Annotated in this window: 17 protein-coding genes, 1 tRNA gene and 3 pseudogenes; 9 read left to right on the top strand and 12 right to left on the bottom strand. The window is 63.2% G+C overall.

Annotation, left to right across the window (positions count from 1 at the left end):
* Positions 1-2 precede the first annotated feature (2 nt).
* Positions 3-1055 carry an ABC transporter substrate-binding protein gene (locus ACFSQT_RS22720; protein WP_379022323.1) on the bottom strand — a complete coding sequence of 351 codons (1053 nt, stop codon included), beginning with the start codon at positions 1053-1055 and terminating at the stop codon, positions 3-5.
* Positions 1056-1293: 238 nt separating this feature from the next.
* On the opposite strand from ACFSQT_RS22720, the gene ACFSQT_RS22715 reads away from it, so the two are divergent.
* Positions 1294-2094 carry an IclR family transcriptional regulator gene (locus ACFSQT_RS22715; RefSeq protein ID WP_379022321.1) on the top strand — a complete coding sequence of 267 codons (801 nt, stop codon included), beginning with the start codon at positions 1294-1296 and terminating at the stop codon, positions 2092-2094.
* Positions 2095-2266: 172 nt separating this feature from the next.
* A pseudogene (locus ACFSQT_RS22710) lies at positions 2267-2402 on the top strand (M20 metallopeptidase family protein); the annotation flags it as partial.
* 47 nt (positions 2403-2449) lie between these two features.
* On the opposite strand, the gene ACFSQT_RS22705 reads toward ACFSQT_RS22710, so the two are convergent.
* The gene (locus ACFSQT_RS22705; protein ID WP_379022319.1) at positions 2450-3487 is read right to left on the bottom strand and encodes an LLM class flavin-dependent oxidoreductase; all 1038 of its coding nucleotides are present in this window, start codon (positions 3485-3487) and stop codon (positions 2450-2452) included.
* A gap of 103 nt (positions 3488-3590) precedes the next feature.
* On the opposite strand from ACFSQT_RS22705, the gene ACFSQT_RS22700 reads away from it, so the two are divergent.
* Positions 3591-4616: a LysR family transcriptional regulator gene (locus tag ACFSQT_RS22700; RefSeq protein WP_379022479.1), complete on the top strand. Its 1026-nt coding sequence runs from the start codon at positions 3591-3593 to the stop codon at positions 4614-4616.
* A gap of 90 nt (positions 4617-4706) precedes the next feature.
* Here the strand turns inward: ACFSQT_RS22700 and ACFSQT_RS22695 are convergent, their stop codons facing one another.
* A complete protein-coding gene (locus ACFSQT_RS22695) occupies positions 4707-5258 on the bottom strand; it encodes a TetR/AcrR family transcriptional regulator (RefSeq protein ID WP_379022317.1) in 552 nt (183 codons plus the stop codon).
* Positions 5259-5350: 92 nt separating this feature from the next.
* On the opposite strand from ACFSQT_RS22695, the gene ACFSQT_RS22690 reads away from it, so the two are divergent.
* A complete protein-coding gene (locus tag ACFSQT_RS22690) occupies positions 5351-6190 on the top strand; it encodes an alpha/beta hydrolase family protein (RefSeq protein ID WP_379022315.1) in 840 nt (279 codons plus the stop codon).
* 154 nt (positions 6191-6344) lie between these two features.
* Here the strand turns inward: ACFSQT_RS22690 and ACFSQT_RS22685 are convergent, their stop codons facing one another.
* On the bottom strand, positions 6345-7385 hold the full coding sequence (locus ACFSQT_RS22685; RefSeq protein WP_379022313.1) for an aromatic ring-hydroxylating dioxygenase subunit alpha: 1041 nt from the start codon (positions 7383-7385) through the stop codon (positions 6345-6347).
* A gap of 110 nt (positions 7386-7495) precedes the next feature.
* Here ACFSQT_RS22685 and ACFSQT_RS22680 point away from each other — a divergent pair, with 110 nt between their 5' ends.
* Positions 7496-8425: a LysR substrate-binding domain-containing protein gene (locus ACFSQT_RS22680; RefSeq protein WP_379022477.1), complete on the top strand. Its 930-nt coding sequence runs from the start codon at positions 7496-7498 to the stop codon at positions 8423-8425.
* Between the two features lie 47 nt (positions 8426-8472).
* Here ACFSQT_RS22680 and ACFSQT_RS22675 read toward each other — a convergent pair.
* Positions 8473-9199, bottom strand: a pseudogene (locus tag ACFSQT_RS22675) (IS66 family transposase); the annotation flags it as partial.
* Positions 9200-9493: 294 nt separating this feature from the next.
* Positions 9494-9569 (bottom strand) — tRNA-Ile (locus ACFSQT_RS22670).
* A gap of 135 nt (positions 9570-9704) precedes the next feature.
* Here ACFSQT_RS22670 and ACFSQT_RS22665 point away from each other — a divergent pair.
* Positions 9705-10418: an SIMPL domain-containing protein gene (locus ACFSQT_RS22665; RefSeq protein ID WP_379022311.1), complete on the top strand. Its 714-nt coding sequence runs from the start codon at positions 9705-9707 to the stop codon at positions 10416-10418.
* Between the two features lie 239 nt (positions 10419-10657).
* On the opposite strand, the gene ACFSQT_RS22660 is transcribed toward ACFSQT_RS22665, so the two are convergent.
* From ACFSQT_RS22660 to ACFSQT_RS39840, 3 genes are all read right to left on the bottom strand, one after another.
* Positions 10658-11038, bottom strand: coding sequence for a hypothetical protein (locus ACFSQT_RS22660; RefSeq protein WP_379022309.1), 381 nt, complete (start codon positions 11036-11038; stop codon positions 10658-10660).
* A gap of 284 nt (positions 11039-11322) precedes the next feature.
* Positions 11323-11769: a YcgN family cysteine cluster protein gene (locus ACFSQT_RS22655; RefSeq protein ID WP_379022475.1), complete on the bottom strand. Its 447-nt coding sequence runs from the start codon at positions 11767-11769 to the stop codon at positions 11323-11325.
* A 314-nt stretch (positions 11770-12083) separates the two neighbouring features.
* Positions 12084-12836 (bottom strand): hypothetical protein, encoded by a 753-nt coding sequence (locus ACFSQT_RS39840; RefSeq protein ID WP_465264368.1) that lies wholly within the window; start codon positions 12834-12836, stop codon positions 12084-12086.
* Between the two features lie 129 nt (positions 12837-12965).
* Here ACFSQT_RS39840 and ACFSQT_RS39835 point away from each other — a divergent pair, with 129 nt between their 5' ends.
* A complete protein-coding gene (locus ACFSQT_RS39835) occupies positions 12966-14186 on the top strand; it encodes an OmpA family protein (RefSeq protein ID WP_465264367.1) in 1221 nt (406 codons plus the stop codon).
* Positions 14187-14509: 323 nt separating this feature from the next.
* Positions 14510-15024, top strand: a pseudogene (locus ACFSQT_RS22645) (TIGR00645 family protein).
* Positions 15025-15145: 121 nt separating this feature from the next.
* Here ACFSQT_RS22645 and ACFSQT_RS22640 read toward each other — a convergent pair.
* The 3 genes from ACFSQT_RS22640 to ACFSQT_RS22630 form a co-directional block, all read right to left on the bottom strand.
* Positions 15146-16012 carry an SDR family oxidoreductase gene (locus ACFSQT_RS22640; protein WP_379022305.1) on the bottom strand — a complete coding sequence of 289 codons (867 nt, stop codon included), beginning with the start codon at positions 16010-16012 and terminating at the stop codon, positions 15146-15148.
* A 109-nt stretch (positions 16013-16121) separates the two neighbouring features.
* On the bottom strand, positions 16122-16745 hold the full coding sequence (locus ACFSQT_RS22635) for a helix-turn-helix transcriptional regulator (RefSeq protein ID WP_379022303.1): 624 nt from the start codon (positions 16743-16745) through the stop codon (positions 16122-16124).
* 8 nt (positions 16746-16753) lie between these two features.
* A complete protein-coding gene (locus ACFSQT_RS22630; RefSeq protein ID WP_379022301.1) occupies positions 16754-17626 on the bottom strand; it encodes a S1C family serine protease in 873 nt (290 codons plus the stop codon).
* A 225-nt stretch (positions 17627-17851) separates the two neighbouring features.
* Here ACFSQT_RS22630 and ACFSQT_RS22625 point away from each other — a divergent pair, with 225 nt between their 5' ends.
* Entirely contained in the window at positions 17852-18814 is a 963-nt protein-coding gene (locus ACFSQT_RS22625) for a S1C family serine protease (protein ID WP_379022299.1), read from the top strand.

Genomic DNA, 18814 nt, shown 5'->3' with positions numbered 1-18814 from the left:
GCTTACTTGCCGGCCAGCAGCTTTTCGAACAGGGCCTGATCGTAAGGTGAATAAATGTAGCCGTCAGCCGGGAAGTCGGCGGCGCGCGCCAAATATTGATCGATGTTGGAATTGTCGATCACCGGCAGCGGGATCTTCACGAAAGCCGGCACGTCCTTGCCTTCCAGCGCCTGCACGGCGACGTAGGTGGCGAAGGCGCCAAGCCAGTTCGGCTGCATTGTTGCCCAGCTCTTCAGACCCTTTTCCTTCCACAACTCCAGGAACTGCCGGGCATTCTCGCCAGTGATCGGCACTTGCTCACGACCCTGCTTGTCGAGCGCCAGCACAGCACCCGCCGAGAGGGCACCACCAAGCGAAAGGATGCCGTCGATCTCCGGATTGGCGAACAGCAGGCTGGTGACCGCTTCCTGTGCCGGCGCGACATTGTAGGGGGTGTTGGTCTCGGCCAGGATCTTCACGTCCGGATGCGCCTTGAGCTCGGCATCGGCGCCCTTGCGGCGATCGTCGCTGACCGACACGCCGGCGGGACCGTTGAGGATCAGGATCTTGCCCTTGCCGCCAATGGCGTCGATCAGGAACTTGGCGGCCTGGTCGCCCCACTGCGAGGAGTCTGTGTTGACCTTCGCGGTCACTTTATCCGTATCGACGAGGCTGTCGAAATTGATGATGGCGATGCCCTTGGCGCAGGCATCGGCCAGCACGCGGGCCGGCGCGGTCGACGAGCCGGCGATCAGGATGATGGCGTCGACATCGGAATCGATCATCGACTGAATCTGCTGGATTTGAACATTGGCATCGCCTTGCGCGTCAGTCACGACGAGCTTGTCGACCAGACCCTGCTTCTTCAGCGTCTCGACTTCGGCTTCGATTGTGCCTTGCGTCTGCTTCATCCAGGTCGGCACCGAATAGATGTTGGCCCAGCCGATCGTATAGGGCGCCTTGCGGTCACCCTTGATGCAGTTTGCCGCTGCATTGGCTTGCGAACCAACGCCGACGCTCAGGACGAGGCCGAGACAAAGGGCGCTGGCGGTTGCGAGAAACGATGTTTTCTTCATGACTGTTCCCTCGGAGGTTATGCCCCGGACGTGCGAGGTCGGCACGAAAAGCCCGTCGGTTGCCGCGCTGCGGAAACCGCCTGTTCTTCGTCTGATCCGTCTACACCGAGGCTCGCTTTTGTCTGGTATTTCAGACATAGTGTCTGTATATCGGACAAAATGGATGCTAGACGCAGCCTTGACATTTATCAAGCGTCTTGGGACGAGGGCCGGAACGAATCTTGAGATTGCGGCTGAGATGAGCGACAACGCTATCGAGTTGGTCGAAACGGACGCCGGCAAAGAACCGCGCAATGGCGAGCGCCGCCGTGGCATCGACCGCGTCATCATTCTGCTCGAGGCCTTGCTCAAGCACCGCGCGCCGATGCGCGTCGGCGACATAGCCAAGATGATCGGCGCGCCGCGCTCGACCACCTATGAGATCGTCAACAGCTTGCTCGAAGCCGAGATGCTCGAAAATGTCGGCACAGAGGGCTACGTCTATTTCGGTCGGGCGATGCATCTGTTCGGCTGGGCCTATTCGCATCACAACGCCCACTACCGGCGTATCATAGAGACGCTGGACAAGATGGCCGTGGAGACAGGCGAGACCGTGCAGCTGTGCGGACTGCGCGGCAACAAATATGTCGTGCTCGACTGCCGCGACTCGCCCGGCCCGTTCCGCATATCGAGTGATGTCGGGGTCGAGGTGCCGATCCCGTGGACGGCATCGGGACGGCTGCTGCTCGGCCATATGAGCGAGCAGGAACTGCGTGATTTCATCCCGCCCATTGACTACACGCTGCCCGACGGCCGCGTCATCGCGCCGGCCGAGTTCTTCGCTGATGTCGCCACGGCGCACCGCCAAGGTTACAGCGAGACCGCCGCGCTGGCCGACCGTTTCACCTGGTGCATGGCCGCGCCCATCCGCGACGGCCACGGTGCCATCGGCAAGACGCTTTGCTTCGTACTGCCCATCGACACGCCGGAGCCGCGGCGCAACCAGCTTCTCGATCTGCTGCGCGAGCGCGCCCGCGGCCTGTCGCTGACCGACGGCTGAGCGTGCGCCGATATCAGTGTTGGGTCGGCTCGCGGTCAATCTCGCCAAATGCACTCCGAGCCGCTGCCACAAGTCCGGCTGGTTGCATGAGGATTGAATCGTGACCGCTTTTTTTAACAACCTCGGGCTGGAGTGGTCGAAAGGGACTGCCAAAATTGAGGAACCGCGACTGATGGAAATCAGGCGGGACCTTCACGCCCATCCGGAGACCGCGTTCGAAGACGTCCGCACGAGTGCGACGGTGGCGCGCGAGCTTGCCCGTCTCGGCATTGAGCATCGAACCGGTGGGCCGTACCGGCGTTGTTGGGCCGCCCCTGTAGAGCTTCCTTCACCGGCTTCTATCGATCTTGTTGAATCACGCTGCAGTCGCTGCCGCTCGCGTGGCCCGGCGAAGCGCTGGCGCGATCTGCGTTCCGAGTCTTTCGATGACTGCCGCCACCTCTGAGAAGGGAAGCGAGCCGACATCAATCTGGGCAAGGAAACGATCTATGCCCAAGACCTCATGCGCAAACAGCAGGCGCTCTGTGATCTCGCTTGACGATCCGACCATCAAGGCAGTGCCCGGCGAGGCAGCGTGATCGAACTGACCACGCGACATCAGCGGTACGCGCCCGCCCGAGGCGTGATGCCAGTAGTTGGTATAGTGTGGGTAGAAGAGCTCCCGCGCAGACTGGGACGTAGCGCCGACATGCGTGTGGCATGCGAGCGCCACCCGCAAACCCGTCGCATCCTTCGGCACCGACTTGCGGTAAAGATCGACGATCCCCTTGCGCCCAGCGATCGGACCACCGAGGGCCGCGAGCGCCATCGGTGCGCCGAGCGCACCGGCGCGCGCGGCACTCTCTGGGCTGCCACCGACCGCGATCCATACCGGTACTTCGTCCTGAGCCGGCCGCGGCGCGATTTCGGCGTTGTTAAGCGCGGGACGGAACCTGCCCCGCCAGGTGATCCGCTCCGATGCGCGGAGCTTACGCAGCAGGGAATAGTTCTCGACGAATAGCTCGTCATAGCTGTTCAGATCGTACCCGAACAACGGAAAGGGCTCGGTGAATGCGCCTCGGCCCACCATGATCTCGGCCCGGCCCTCGGAGACGAGGTCGAGCGTCGCGAAGTCCTGGAAGACCCGCACGGGGTCGGAAGCGGCCAGAACTGTCACGGCGCTGGTCAGACGGATGTTTTTGGTCTGCGCCGCGATTGCCGATAGCACGACCGCCGGCGTCGAGACGGCGAAGTCCAGGCGGTGATGTTCGCCGACACCGAACACGTCCAGCCCCACCTCGTCGGCAAGCCGCGCCGCCGCGATGATCTCGGCGATCCGCTGTGCGCCCGACGGCCGTTGCCTCGTGACCGGATGCGGCACGAGGTCTCCGAAAGTGTAAAGTCCGATTTCCATGGCATATTCCTTTGTTCGCCAAAATGGCGAGTGAGGGGATCGGCGCCAAGTCAGTGCAGAGCGAACCTTGCGTTCGGATTAGCCGAACGATATTCATTTGGCCATGCTGCCCACGCCTCGCCCGTCCGAACTCGATCTTGTCGCCATCCGTTCTTTTCTTGCTGTGGTCGAGGCAGACGGAATTTCGGCGGCGGCGCGCAGGATGGGCCTTGCCAAGTCTGTTGTCAGCGAACGTATCGCAAGGCTGGAGAGGAACCTCGGCGTCACGTTGTTCAATCGCGGCCAGAGGCTGTCGCTGACCGAACGTGGGAGTGTTCTGGCCGCAGGCATGCAGTCCCTGGTTGAGAACCTTGACGTTCTCGTTCACGACGTCACCAGCGACCCCGCGGAATTCGGTGGACGCATCAAAATCACCACATCGGCGGGGCTGGGCGTCCGCTACCTTGGCGCGATCATCACGGCTTTTCTGGCGGAGAATCCGAACGTCGAAGCCGAGATCACCTATGACGACCGCTTTATAGATATAGCGGGTGAAAATTACGATCTGGCGCTTCGCATCGGCCATATGCGCAACAGCGATCTGGTCGGGCGCCGCCTCTGCACGATTCGCCGTTTGCTCTGTGCCAGCCCGCTCTACATCGAGAAATATGGTGCCCCGAGAACTGTCGAGGACCTGCAGCATCACCGGGGGCTCGGCTACAGCATGTTGCAAAGCACGCAGCAATGGCGGTTCCAGGGCAACGATGGCAGGCGCGTAAGTTCGAAGCCCCCGCGCCTTGTGTTTCTGGCCAACAACGGCGAGGCCGTGCGCGATGCGGTTCTGGCGGGTCTAGGCATCTCAAACCTGCCGAGCTTCTTCGTGACTGAAGACATCAAGGCGGGCCGTATGACCCTGCTCGACCTCCGACTCGGCATCGCGCCCGTCGAACTCTGGGCGCTTCATTCACGGCGGCGGGAGCCACGTCCCGTGGCGGTCGCCCTGACCGCCTGGCTGGCAGCGCGATTGGGACATCCGCCGTTTTGGGAGAGCGACCTAAGTTCACCAGCATCGGAAAGTGCACGTAGCGGCTTTGTCATCACGAGTGTTTCAGAAGACCTTGACGATTCACGCTCATCGGCCGCGACGTGATCAGAGTTAGACGGGCCTATCGGAGTTTCTCGTCGTGGCATTCCAGTGCAATCATTGGGCCGCCGAGGCTGGGGGATGTGCCCAGTTCGATCATGATGTGTTTGCCAAACAACGCTCAAGGGTCTTGAAAGGGGTGGCGTCTTGGCGGGCCATTGCCAGAACCCAGGCCCCCTCGACCTGCATGACGAGCAAATCCGCTGCCTCTTCCGGCGAGCAATAGCCAAACCGACGTGCGTGAGCGGCGATTTGTCCGGTCCAGCCAGCCAGGATGCTGGCACCGGCAATGCGAAGGTTGGGTGCCTCATCGCCGGCCTGGATGATGCTTAGAACGGGACAGCCCGTGAAACGACCTTGTTCTGTTGCAAGACCGACGATCGCCCTGCACAGAGCTTTCGCGCCTTCGACGAAATCGGCTGCTTCAACGAAACTGTGTTCAATAACACGGCCTACGGCGCACTCAGCCCACTGCGTAGCCTCCAGTGCCAGTTGCTGCTTGCCACCGGGAAAATGATAATAGAGCGACCCTTTGGAGAGGCCTGTAGCGGCGAGAATGTCGCTCATCCCGACGCCAGCATAGCCGCGTTGGCGCAACAATGCCGAGGCGGCACGGATCAAGGCTTTCCGGTTACCATCGTCTTCCATGACACTCATCCTATCGGCCATAGACCGATCAGTCTATATGCGCTATTAGACCGCTCGGTCTAAATGCGCGTGGGCATGTGACGAGCGGCGAGTTGAGCAATAGAGAGATCGAGATCGTGGCTGGTGGAGCGCGCCTTGCGGCGAAGTTTTACCCACCAAGCGGTCCTGCGCGCGCACATCTCTTGCTTCACGGCGCGACCGGAGTTCCCCAGTTTTACTATCGGAACTTCGCCCATTGGGCAGCAAGCCACGGGATTGGAGTTCTGACATACGACTATCGTGATTTTGGAGCTTCTCAACAGGGTTCGCTGCGACAAAGCCGGGCAACCATGGCGACATGGGGAATTGAAGATCAAGCTGCGGCCGAAGCCACCCTGTGCGAATTGGCTCCTGAAGGTCCTCTGTGGCTTCTGGGCCATTCGATTGGCGGGCTCATGTTTCCTTTCCGGCGTCACGACTCTCGCGTCGAGCGGATCATCACAATTGGCTCCGGCTTCGCCAATTTTCGCGATCACCCCTGGAGCTACCTGCCGATTGTCCTCGCATTCTGGTTTGGCGTTGGGCCAATCGCGACCGCTTTGGCGGGTTACCTTCCCGGGCGACGGATTCTTCTAGGAGCGGATCTTCCTGCAGGGGTCTACTGGCAGTGGCGAAGGTGGTGCACGAAACGAGATTTCTTCCGAAGTGATACTGGAAAATCCTTGCCGGAGCCCGATTTTTCCGCGCCCGACGTTGATGTGCGCATCTTTACCATGAAGGACGACGTTGTCGTGCCACCTGTTTGTGTATGGCGTTTCGCGGATGCGTTTCCCGCAGGGAGCGTCAAGCGCACCATGCTCATTCCTGGCGACTTCGGATTGAAATCCCTGCGCCACATTCAGGTTTTATCCAAGCATAGCGCAGCGGCCTGGCCCGCGATCCTCGGTTTATAGAACGGGTGAAGGCGCCGCCCGGCGAACTTCAAATGAAAGTAGAGGCCGATAACCATTGTGACCGTGACCTCGATCAAGGGCAGGTTGAGGTGAAGCAGCGACGACTGCTAGCGCAATCGTTGACCGGCGCGGTTCTCATTCCGGAAGAATGCGTTCATTCGGCGGCCGCCAGTTGCTGGCTCTCGCTGGCGATCAGCTTGGCCAGGTTGCGGCGGAAGCGCAGCGGACCGACATCGATCTTGAGATCGAGGTTGGGTGTGTGCTTGTTGGCCATGCCCTTGTGCACGGCGTTGAGCACGACACGGTCCTCGTCAAAGGCGCCGCGCACGGATGTGGCGAACTGGCGCGAAACCTCCAGATCGTCGGGCGCGAAATTGCGCATCTGGAACCAGTAGTATTTCGTCTGGTTCTCATCGACCGGCGTCATGAAGTTGTAGCTGTCCATGAGGAACACGTCATCATGGAGCGGCTTGCCCTCGCCGCCGGTGCGTGCCGGCACGAAAATCGCCTTGATGATCGCGTTGGAGGGGTAGCGCACCTCATAGTGCTGCTTGCGGTCGCAATTGCCGGAAAATTTGAGGAAGGGCGCATAGAAGGGCGCCGGCGCGGCATCGACCACCCAGCGCCACACCGTCACGCCGTCCGCGCCCACGGTGGTTTCGAGCGGCGCATCCTCCATGGCCTGGACACCGCCGAAGGAGGATTGGTGGACCCACGAGACATGCGAGGGGTCGAGCAGGTTGTCGGTCATGTAAAGGTAGTTGCAATCGAGCGACATCGACTCGCCACGATTGACGCCCCATGCCGGGTCGCCCCAATGGTCGACCGCGAAAATCAGCGCGGGATCGGCCTTTGCCGCCTCCCCCATCCAGACCCACAGCAGCCCGTAGCGCTCGGCAATCGGATAGGAACGGACGCACGCAACATGCGGTATCTTTTCCGCGCCCGGCACCCGCGTGCAGGTTCCCGTGCTGTCGAAGGTCAGGCCGTGATAACCGCATTCGACCGTATCGCCCTTGATGCGGCCCATCGACAGCGGCAGCTTGCGGTGCGGACAGGCGTCTTCGAGCGCCGCCACCACGCCATCGGTGCGGCGGTAGAGGACAATGTCCTCGCCAAGGATCCGGGTGGGTACCAGCAGGTCGGCAACCTCATGGTCCCATGCGGCAACGTACCAGCAGTTTCGAAGAAACATGGCGTCCTCCCCAGTCTGTGAACGCCAAACGAATATCTTGCGAGCCGGTGACGACATAGGGCTTGCATCTGCGTTCTATTTTAGAAAAACTAAATCAAGCTGACCCCAGGATGATTGCCCAGGTGAAGAAAACGCCGCCACTGCGCGCAATACAGGCCTTCGAGGCTTTCGGCAGGCGCGGCAGTGTAACAGCGGCCGCGGCCGAACTTGGCGTGTCCGTCGGTGCGGTCAGCCAGCAGATACGCAAAGCTGAAGAAGCGCTGGAGGCGAAGCTGTTGGAACGGCGCGGCAGGAGTGTCGCCCTTACGGCGCTGGGGCGTGTTTATCACGCGGCGGTTTCCCTTGGGTTCGACCAGATTCGAGAGGCCCAAGACGTCATCGAACGGGCCCGGTCCGCAGACACGCTGGCGATCTCCTGCCTGCCATCGCTGGCCAGCAAATGGATCGGCCCGCAATTGCTGGACTGGCAGATTGCGCATCCTGGCGCGACGGTGCGCCTGGTCGGCGCCGAGACAGAGCCCCGGCTGGATACCGAAGATATCGACTTCCGCATTTCCTACGGCGACAAGTATCGCGATTTCAATCACTACACCGAACTGTTCACGGACTGGGTCGTTCCGGCATGCTCGCCGGCACTGCTCGCCAAGCATCCGGTGCGCAAACCCGCCGACATTCTCGATCTCCCACTTCTCAGCATAGAATGGGCCCGCGACCACCGCTCACCGCCAAGTTGGGCGGAATGGGCCGCAAGCATCGGAGCGCTGTATCGGAAGGCTTCAGGTGAAGTCGCCTTCTCCCTGTCGAGCGCCGCGATCGATGCGGCGACGAACGGAAGGGGCATTGTGCTGGCGCAGCTTTCGATGGCTGCCGAGGACATCGCGTCCGGCCGGCTCATCATACCTTTCAATCATCGGCTCAAATTGTCCCAGGCCTATTTCCTTGCCTGGGACCGTGCGGCCTTGCAAAAGCCCTTCGGCCCGGAACTGCGCGCATGGATCGTGTCGATTTCCAAGCGGATGGGCGCGGTTTTGACGGAGTGAATGTCATCAGCCAATCATACTTTCCTTCGCAGGCGCCGCAGCGAAGGGTAGAGGTCGGCGATCCGTCTCAGCGCCTCGCTGGCGATCGGCGCGGGCCCGGCTGCCGCCAGTTCATAGAAGCGTCGGCGCACGTGTGCCGAGCGAAGGCGAGCGTCACGTCGCTCTTGTCGGCCAGCACACGATAGCCGCCATAGCCATCGACCTGCAGGATTCCAGTTAAGCCTGCCAGATGAGCGATTGGACGCTCGGCCTTCCCGGTCGGGTGCGTAGACGGGTCGGCTCCCTGCCATGGTCGATCGTCACGCGCATAGGCCCAGAGCAGCCCAGTCTTGGTCTTGCCTCGGCCGGGATCGAGCACCGGCGCAGTCGTCTCGTCGGCGAAGAGCTTCGGCGAGGACTTCAGCTTGCCAAGCAGCCGCTCCTCGCAAGCGCGGCAGGCATATTTGAGCCGGCGCACCACGATCACCCGCAGTTGCGCCGGGCACGATGTCGAGCCGCTCGCTGACGTCTTCGCCGATCCGGTGCAGGCCGTTGCGACAGCAGGGACAGGCGTGGTCGTCGATGTCGACGATCGTCTCGATGCGGGGCAGATGCACTGGCAGCGAGCCACGGCTAGCTCGGCGCTTTGCGGTGCGCTCGCTGCGTTCGCGCGGGTCGGCACGTTCGGCCGCTTCCTCGGCGGCGGCCTCGATCTGCTCGGCCGAGGCCCAGCAGCAACTGATCCTCGGGGAGCGTCTCAGCGCGACGGCCGAAGCGGTGACGCTGCAATTCCTTGGGCTGGATTTCCTAGCGGACCTCTAAATTAGACTTCAGCCCCAAGCGCGCGAGGGCTGTTCGCCAGGGGTCAGAACCCGCCCAATTGCACGCCGTTGCCGCCGATTACCGCACGCATCGTTGCAAGGTCTTCCGAGACCGGCGATCCTGAGGTACGTATGACGGGTGTCATCAAGAGAAGGAGAAAATTGACAATCAGGCGCAAAACGATTTCCTTCAAAACTCGGTGGCTTATCCAATAGCGCTCAATTCAATTTCGAAGAAATAGGCGTAACCTATTGATTTGTAATAATTTGGTGGGCCCGGAGGGACTCGAACCCCCAACCAAGCGGTTATGAGCCGCCGGCTCTAACCATTGAGCTACAGGCCCCACGCGGGCTGGATTAATGTTTTTCGCATCGCGGCACAAGGCTTTCCCGTCGGGCTTCCGCAGATCGCCCAAATCAACCCATAATCGCGCTCTACGCGACCTCTTGCGACTCGATCGCAGACCAAGGAGATTTTGATGACCAGACGCCTTTTGCCCCTCGCGCTCGCCGCTGCAATCGCTTTTCCGGCGATGGCTGGAGCCACCGATTTGCCGACGCCGCCCCGCATCACTGTATCGGGCGAAGGCGAAGCAACCGTAGCCCCCGATCTGGCGGTCCTGACGCTCAGCGTCATGCGCGAAGCCAAGACCGCGCGCGCAGCGCTCGACGCCAACAACGACGCCATGGCCGGCGTGATCGCGGCGATGAAATCGGCCGGCATCAAGGACCGCGACCTGCAGACCGCGGGCATCCAGATCAACCCGCGCTACAACTACACCAACAAGCCGGACGGCAGCCAGGAAGCCGAACTCGTCGCCTATCAGGTGACCAACACGCTGTCGGTGCGGGTGCGCGATGTCGACAAGACCGGCGAGATTCTGGACAAGGCGGTGTCGCTCGGCGTCAACCAGGGCGGCGGCATCGCCTTCACCAATGACAACCCGGCGGCGACCGTCACCGAGGCCCGCAAGAAGGCGGTCGCCAACGCCATGGCCAAGGCCAAGACGCTGGCCGAGGCCGCCGGCGTCAGCATCGGCCGGGTGCTCGAGATCACCGACCAGAACATCGCGCCGACACCTATGCCGATCAACGCCAAGGCTTTCGATGCGGCGGCGGGTGCTGCGGCTCCGGTGCAGGCCGGCGAGAATTCCTACAACGTGCAGGTCACCGTCACCTTCGAGTTGAAGTAACCGGCCCCGATGATCCGTGGCTGAGGCTTGTTCAGCCACGGATCCAACGACCAACCGATACCGTGCATGAAAAACCCCGCGGGATTGCTCCCGCGGGGTTTTTTCGAGCCACTCCCTTCCAGCCGGAAGGGGCTCGGCTACTCCCAGCTGATCTTCGCAGAAGATCATGCTGCCCTGCTAACCCTCACAGAGGGTTATGCCGCTGCCGGCCTTCGCAGAAGGTCAAGCAGAACCCGGCCTCAGCGATAAATGACCGGGCAGCCGCGCTCATTGGCGAACACGATGACGACGCGGTCACCGTCCTGACGACCCACCACCTTCACCATGCGACGGCTGACGTCGACGATGCGGGCACGGTAGAGGCCCATGCGTTCGGCCTTGTCGAGGGCGCGGTCCGGCGAACAGCCACGACGCCAGCCGTCGCGGCGTTCATCACGCCAGTAGCCGCGGCGTTCATCACGGCGATGGCGATAGCCGTCGTCGCCGGTATAGACGCCGAAACGCGTGTCGGCGTTGTTGCCGAAGCCGAGATACAGGCTGTCGGCATGAGCGGGGATGGCCGCCAGCGTGCCGAGACCGACCAGGGCCGAAAGGGCTGCCGTCTTGATCGTGTTGAACATCGTCTTTTCTCCTTGTTGCGGGCTTTCGCCCGTCCTCGTGAACCGATGGGGGGAGAATGCAGTTACCTATCTGAATTTCTTGCGAACCGGCCGTTCATCTCCGGTTCATGTGGCGGAAAAGGAATTCGCAGGCCATTTGCCATCGCCCACGGCAGGGTGAATGCCCCAAAACGCCGCACTCAGTACCCGGTTCCCAATCCAGCCGATTGGCCCGGCAGACTGGCTGAGGATCAGGGTGTTCGTTCCAACGCGAGCCCTATGGCTCTTCGTCCCGGCGCGAGCCCCTATGGCTCGTCGTCCAGCATGTAGTCAAAATAGTCTTCCGGCTCGGCGAGATCGGTCTCGCTTGCCTTGACCCGCCCGCGTATCGAGATGCCGGCCTCGTGCACGGTCTCGGCGCTGCCCGACACCAGCCTGTGCCACCAGTAGAGGTCGTGGCCCTCGGCCACCAGCCGGTAGGCGCAGGTGCTGGGCAGCCAGCTGATGGTGCGAACATTCTGCGGCGTCAGCCCGACGCAGTCGGGAACGCGCGCCAGCCGGTTGGCGTAGTCCGAACAGCGGCAGCTCTGCGCGTCGAACAGCCGGCAGCCGACGCTGGTCCAGTAGATCTCGCCGGTGTCCTCGTCCTCGAGCTTCGACAGGCAGCATTTGCCGCAGCCGTCGCACAGCGACTCCCACTCGGCCGGGCTCATCGCCTCCAGCGCCTTGGTTTTCCAGAATGGCGTTTCCATTCCCGGCATGTGGCCCCAGCCGCCGGCAACGTCAAGCGCGACGAAGGCCCGAATGCGGCGATCGACAGGCCAATGACACGAAGTTGCCTTCAAAAGGCCGGCCAATCGCCCCTTACTGTCTCTATCGCAACCAAACTGGAACCAATCGGCCCAAGATCGGTTTCGGCAAGGATGGGACCCCACAAGGAGAGTTTTCGATGAAACGCCAACCCCGGATTCTGGCAGGCACCGCACTTGGCCTGCTGATGGCATCCGCGCCGTTGGGCGCGTTCCCGCTTCAGGGAAGTGCCGCGTTCGGCCCAGCCAAGCACATGTCAGCCGCGCTCATTTTGGCGCAGGCAGCGTGCGCCGAGGGCGAATCGGCCGAGGCCTGTGCGCAGAAGCAGCAAGGCGGACAAAAGCCCGAGCGCAAGAAGCGTGAACAGCAGCAGACGGAGCAGGCCCCCGCCGAGCAGGCCGCCCCTGCCGTCGAAGAGCAGCAGCCACGCCGCAAGAAGCGCGACCAGCAGCAGCAGACCGAGCAGGCGCCGGCCGAACAGGCCGCCCCGGCCGTCGAAGAGCAGCTGCCGCGCAGGAAGAAGCGCGAGCAGCAGCAACAGACCGAGCAGGCGCCAGCCGAACAGGCCGCCCCGGCCGTCGAAGAGCAGCTGCCGCGCAGGAAGAAGCGCGACCAGCAGCAGCAACAGACCGAGCAGGCGCCAGCCGAACAGGCTGCCCCGGCCGTCGAAGAGCAGCTGCCGCGCAGGAAGAAGCGCGACCAGCAGCAGCAACAGACCGAGCAGGCGCCGGCCGAACAGGCTGCCCCGGCCGTTGAAGAGCAGCTGCCGCGCAGGAAGAAGCGCGACCAGCAGAAGCAGATCGAGGCCGCCCCTGCCGAACAGCCCGCCGAGCAGGCGGCCCCGGCAAACGACAACAACCCACAGCCCCAGCGCAAGAAGCGCAAGCAGGATCAGCAGATCGAAGCCGCACCCGCCGAACAGGCGCCGGCCAAGAAGCAAGCGCCCGCCGGCGAACCGGTTCCGCAGGCCGAACCGCTTCAGCCTGAGCAGCAGGCGGCGCCCGCCCAAGGCGAACAGCCTCAGGATAAGACGAAGCGCGGCAAGAAGCCTGTCATCGAACAGCCGGTGACGGGTGAGCAGCCGGCCGCTGGAAAACAGCCGTCAACGGCCGAACAACCCGCCGGTGGGCAGCAACCCGTGACCGGCGAACAGCCGGCCCAAGGGGAAAATGCAGCCCAGGGCGAAGCCCCGGCCGACAAGAACGCAGCGCCCATCTTTGATAGCCAGAAAGATGTCCTGCGCAAGCGCAAGGGCAAGAACGGCCAGCCGGGAGGCGAGAATGCGAATGGCGAGCAGGCCACCCAGCCCGCCCAGCAGAATGGCGAGCAGGTGCAAGCTCCAAAACCGGCTCCGGTCGACCAAGGACCCCCGCCCACCGACGACAAGTCGGCCCAGCAGGCAATCCAGCCTGAAAAGATCGCCCCGGTGACGGAGGAAAAGGGCACCCGCGTCGAGCGTGCACCCGATGAGAACATTCGCGACCGCCGGCGTCCGAAAGGCGTCGACGTCGTCAGGGAACTCGGCGACCGAGTTATCCTGCAGTTCAACAACCAGACATTCGTCCAGAGCAATGACGCCCCGCGCATGACCCGCGGCGCCAGAAATGTGTACTATGAGGATCTGTCGGGCGATCGCACCCGGGAAATCGTCGAGCGCGACAATGGCATCCAGATCGTCACCATCCGCAACAGCTACGGCGATGTCATCCAGCGTTCGCGCATCACGCCCGATGGCCGCGAATATGTGCTGAGCTATGTCGACGAGCGGGACTATCAGGATGACAGCGACTGGCGCGATCCCGGCGACGACCTGCCGCCGATGCGGCTGACCATCCCGCGGCGGGAGTACATCCTCGATTCCGAGGACGTCGAGAGCCCGGACGACTACTACACCTTCCTCGAACAGCCGCCGGTGGAAAAGGTCCAGCGCCTCTACTCGATCGATGAGGTCAAGCGTTCGGCCCGCGTGCGCGACATTGCACGCCGCGTCGACCTCGACACGCTGAACTTCGAATTCGGCTCGGCCTCGATTTCCGACACCGAGGTGCAGAAGCTCGAGGGTGTCGCCAGCGCCATGGACAAGCTGTTGAAGAAGAACCCGGCCGAGACCTTCCTGATCGAAGGTCATACCGACGCCGTCGGCACGCCGGAGGCGAACCTTGCCCTGTCCGATCGCCGCGCCGAAGCGGTGGCGGAGGCCCTTACCAATGCCTTCGGCATCCCGCCGGAGAACCTGACGACGCAGGGCTATGGCGAGCAGTATCTGAAGGTCAACACGACAGCGCCCAACCGCGAGAACCGGCGCGTCGCCATTCGCCGCATCACCTCGCTGGTGGCGCCGGTCGCCAGCAACAATTAGGTCATGATTTCAAAATCATGACCTGGTTTGCGGAATCTGCGCGCGAAGCAACCATCCCCGGTCCTGCCGGGGATGGTTCGACGTGTCAGGTTCAACAAGAATTGTACCGGCATTAGAGCCGGCTCATTGAATCGCGGGCTCACCCACCCCAGATTCTGGACAGGGCATTCCCTGCCCCGTCCCGACTCCAGCGGGACGTATTGAGCCCCGCCGGTCCCTCGCCGGCGGGGTTTTTTGTCTTGTAAACGGTGACAGCTGACCGAAATACGACCACCCACTGCCCTACCGCCCGCTATCCAAAGAGAACCAACCGGAACCACTCTATGAAGCGTCTCGAGCTCGCCATCGAATCGATCATCCTTGCCTCGCGCTGGCTGCTGGTCGTCTTCTATCTCGGGCTGGGCGTGGCGTTGGCCATCTATGCGCTGTCCTTCGGCAAGAAGCTCTATGAGTTCGTCCTGACCGCCTTCTCGCCGACACCGACACCATCCTCAAGATGCTCGGCCTTATCGATGCCGCACTGGTCGCCTCGCTGGTGGTGATGGTCATCATCTCGGGCTACGAGAACTTCGTCAGCCGCTTTGACGACCAGGACGGCGGCGTGCATTGGCTGGGCACGATCGATGTCGGTTCGCTGAAGGTCAAGGTCGCCTCGACCATCGTCGCCATCTCGTCCATCCACCTCTTGCAGGTGTTCCTCAACTCGTCCTCCTATTCGACCGACCAGTTGATATGGCTGACCGTCATCCACCTCGCCTTCGTCGTCTCGGCCTTCATGCTCGCCTATATCGACCGGCTGATGGGCCTGAGCAAAGGCAAGAAGGTCGAGGAAGGCTGACGCCAGTGGAAGAGGATGATTTTTCGACGCTCGAGCAGGCAATCGACGAGGGTGATGAATCGGGCGAGCCGTAGCCGTTGGATTTCGAGTCGTTTATCGAAAAGCGTCGGCAGCCTCCCCGCTAGTAGATTCCCTTGATCTTCGTGCCCGAATTCGCAAACACCTCGTCCGGCACGAAGAAGTCGCCGGCCAGCGGCCCGGTCGCGCCTGGTGCATAAACCGAAAAGTCGCTGACGCCCTCGGCGCGCAGCACCTCCTCGTCGATGTAGAAATTGCCGGTGGCCTCTCGCGATGGCCGCATGAAGATCGCGTGCGCGGCATCGGCCATGATGTCGGGCGAACGGCTCATCGCCGCCACCGTCGCGCCGCCGAGCAGATTGCGCACCGCAGCCGTGTCGATGGTCGAGATGGGCCACAGCGAATTGACCGCGATGCCGTCCCTGGCGAACTCGGCGCTCATGCCCAGCGTGCACATCGACATGCCGAATTTGGCCATGGTGTAGGCGACGTGGTTCTTGAACCACTTGGCCTTCATGTCGAGCGGCGGCGCCAGATTCAGGATGTGAGCATTCTTAGCTAACTTCAGGTGCGGAATGCACATTTTGGAGACGAGGAAGGTGCCGCGCGTGTTGATCTGGTGCATCAGATCATAGCGCTTCATGTCGGTCTCCAGCGTGCCGGTGAGCTGGATGGCGCTGGCATTGTTGACGCAAATGTCGATGCCGCCGAACTTTTCCACGGTTCTAGCGACCGCCTCTGCAACCTGCGCCTCCTCGCGAATATCGCACAGAACCGGCAGCGCCTTGCCGCCGGCCTGCTCGATCTCCTGCGCCGCCGTGTAGATCGTGCCGGGCAGCTTCGGATGCGGCTCGGCGGTCTTGGCGGCGATCGTCACATTGGCGCCGTCGCGCGCGGCGCGCAGCGCGATCGCCAGCCCGATGCCGCGCGACCCGCCGGAGATGAACAGCGTCTTTCCGTTGAGCGACATTTCCTGCGCCTCCCTTGCAACATAGCAGGCGCGAACCTTTGCGCGGCAGGTGACCGCAGCGCAAGGCCCGAGACGCTGGACGTCGAGTTACGCTGCGTAGGGTTTGTGACTAGACCAGCACCAGCCCCTGCCGCATCGCAATGGCGATCGCATCGGTGCGGTTGGCGGCACCCAGCTTGATCAGGATCGCGGCGACGTGGAATTTCGCCGTGTGCACGGAAATGTTCAGCCGCCGCGCGATCACCTTGTTGGGCGCGCCCTCGGCCAGCAGCGCCAGCACTTCCGCCTCGCGCGGTGACAGCGCCGGCCGGGCGGCATGCTCGTCGGAGGCATCATCCTCGAATGGCTCGCCCTCGCCGGCATGGAAATCCTCATCACGGCCGCGGCTGCCATCGCCCGATACACGATAGCCGGCCGCCGCCAGCCGCGCTGCTGCGGCGATCAACAAATCGTCCGCGCCCGCGGGCATGACGGCCAACACCTCGCCGGCAGGCCGGTCGCCGCTGCCCGACAGCAGCACCCGTGGCGTGGAGGCCGGCACGGCGTCACCGCTGCTGTGGTCAACAATGGCGACGTCGGCGGCGCCGGCCACGACCGGCAGCAGGTCGTCGCTCGCGGCAAGCGAGGCAGCCAGGCGCTCGGCGCGAGCCGCGTCGCCAAGCGCAATCAGCACCATCAGCCGCCGCGAGGCGGCACCGTCATGCATGATCCGGTCGCTGGTGGTCGTGTCCATCACTCCTCTCAGGAAAGCGGCTTTTCGCCGATCGTCAGCACGACATCGCGCTGTTCACCGCCACGCACGACACCGAGTGTCACCGAAATGCCGGCACTGTCGGGTCCGAGCCTGCGGATCAGGTCGCGCGGGCCATGCACGGCCTCGCCATTCCACGCCACGATGATGTCGCCGAGCGAAAGGCCGGCGGCCTTGGCCGGGCCTTCGTCGTCGAGGCTCATCACCATCGCTCCATGCGCGTCGCGGTCGCGCACCGGATGCAGGCCGGCGCCGAGATAGCCACGCGCGACATGGCCCTTCTCGCGCAAGGTCGCAACCGCCCGTTCGATCGTCTCGTAAGGCATGACCAGCGCCCGGTGGCGCGGCCCGAACAACAGCATGCCGATCAGCGCGCCCTTGGCGTCGAGCACCGGGCCGCCCTCGAAACGGCCGCCGGCGCCGACGGCAAGATTGATGCGCCGGTCGATGGTGCCGCCGCGCATCGAGCGCCAGGCCGGGCCGACCTCGCCCACAGAGCCCGACACGGCCAGCGCCGATCCCTGGCTGTTGCCGATGGCGATGGCGACGTTGCCGGGCCGTACCGCGTCGGCCTTGGCCAGTGTAGGCGCTGTGCCCGCATCGGCCGGCTTCAGCAGGGCGACGCCGGTGGATGGATCGCGGCCAACCAATTCGGCCTTCACCGTGTCGCCTGAAGCCAGTGTCAGCTCGATCTCCTCGCCAGCCTCGACAGCCTCCTCGGCGGTGACGAAATAACTGTCGCGCCAGTGGAAGGCGCTGGCCGTGCGATGATGATGCGTGGCGAAACTTGCCGTTGCCGGTGCCGCGTTGGCGGCGAGATCGGCGATGGCCTCGGAAAATGCACTCAGATTGAAATCGCTCATAGGGGTCTCCTGGGTTTCTTGCATAGCCCAGATATCGCTCGACAGCGCGCTTGGAGGTACTCGCCTGACGGCTAGTTGGCGGTTTGACTGGCCATCTGGTCAGGTCGCGGCGGTTCCAGCCGCTCCGCACATATAGTGCGTGTCGCCCAAAAATGCTCAGCGGTTTTGGGATAACGACACGCACAGGAAAAAACCGCACCACGACTGAAAACACGGAGCCCGTCCATGGCCCTCGCCGCCGCCAAATTCCAAACCGATGACATACTGGCCGACGACACGCTGCTCGACGCCTATTCGACGACGGTCGCCGATGCGGTCGACCGCATCGGTCCTGCCGTCTGCCGCATCGAACGCGTTGGCGGTCAGGGCGGCCATGGGTCCGGCTTCGTCATCGCGCCCGACGGGTTGGTCGTCACCAATTTCCATGTCGTCGGCGACGCCAGGACGGTGCGCGTCTCGATGCCCGACGGCGCCTCCCGCGAGGGCCGCGTGCTTGGCCGCGACCCCGACACCGACATCGCGCTGGTGCGCGCGGACGGCAGCTTTGCCGACGTGGCACCCCTTGGCGATTCCAAGCGGCTGCGGCGCGGCCAGATCGCCATTGCCATCGGCAACCCGCTCGGCTTCGAATGGACCGTCACTTCGGGCGTCGTCTCGGCGCTCGGCCGCTCGATGCGCGCCTCCACCGGGCGGCTGATCGACGACGTCATCCAGACCGACGCGGCGCTCAACCCCGGCAATTCCGGCGGGCCGCTGGTGTCGTCGGCCGGCGAGGTCATCGGCGTCAACACCGCCATGATCCATGGCGCGCAAGGCATCGCTTTCGCGGTCGCCTCCAACACCGCCAACTTCGTCATTTCGGAGATCATCCGCTTCGGCCGCGTGCGCCGCGCATTCATCGGCATCTCCGCCGACACGACGAACCTGCCGCGCCGCGCAGCCCTTTTGTCGCAAGTGTCGACCATCACGGCGGTGCGGCTGCGCAGTGTCGAGAAGGATGGCCCGGCGGCGAAGGCCGGCCTGAAGGAAGGCGACATCATCGCCGCAATCGACGGCCGCCCGGTCACCGGCGTCGACGATCTGGTGCGCCTGCTCGACGCCGAGCGCATCGGCCGCGAGACGCTGTGCACCGTCGTGCGCCGCACCGGAGTCAGCCAGGTGACGGTGACGCCGGTGGCGCGGAGCTGA

This window comes from Mesorhizobium calcicola, from assembly GCF_042682105.1.
Taxonomy (GTDB): Bacteria; Pseudomonadota; Alphaproteobacteria; order Rhizobiales; family Rhizobiaceae; genus Mesorhizobium; species Mesorhizobium calcicola.
Note: the sequence above shows the minus strand (reverse complement) of the source record. Positions and strands in the feature narration are given on the sequence as shown.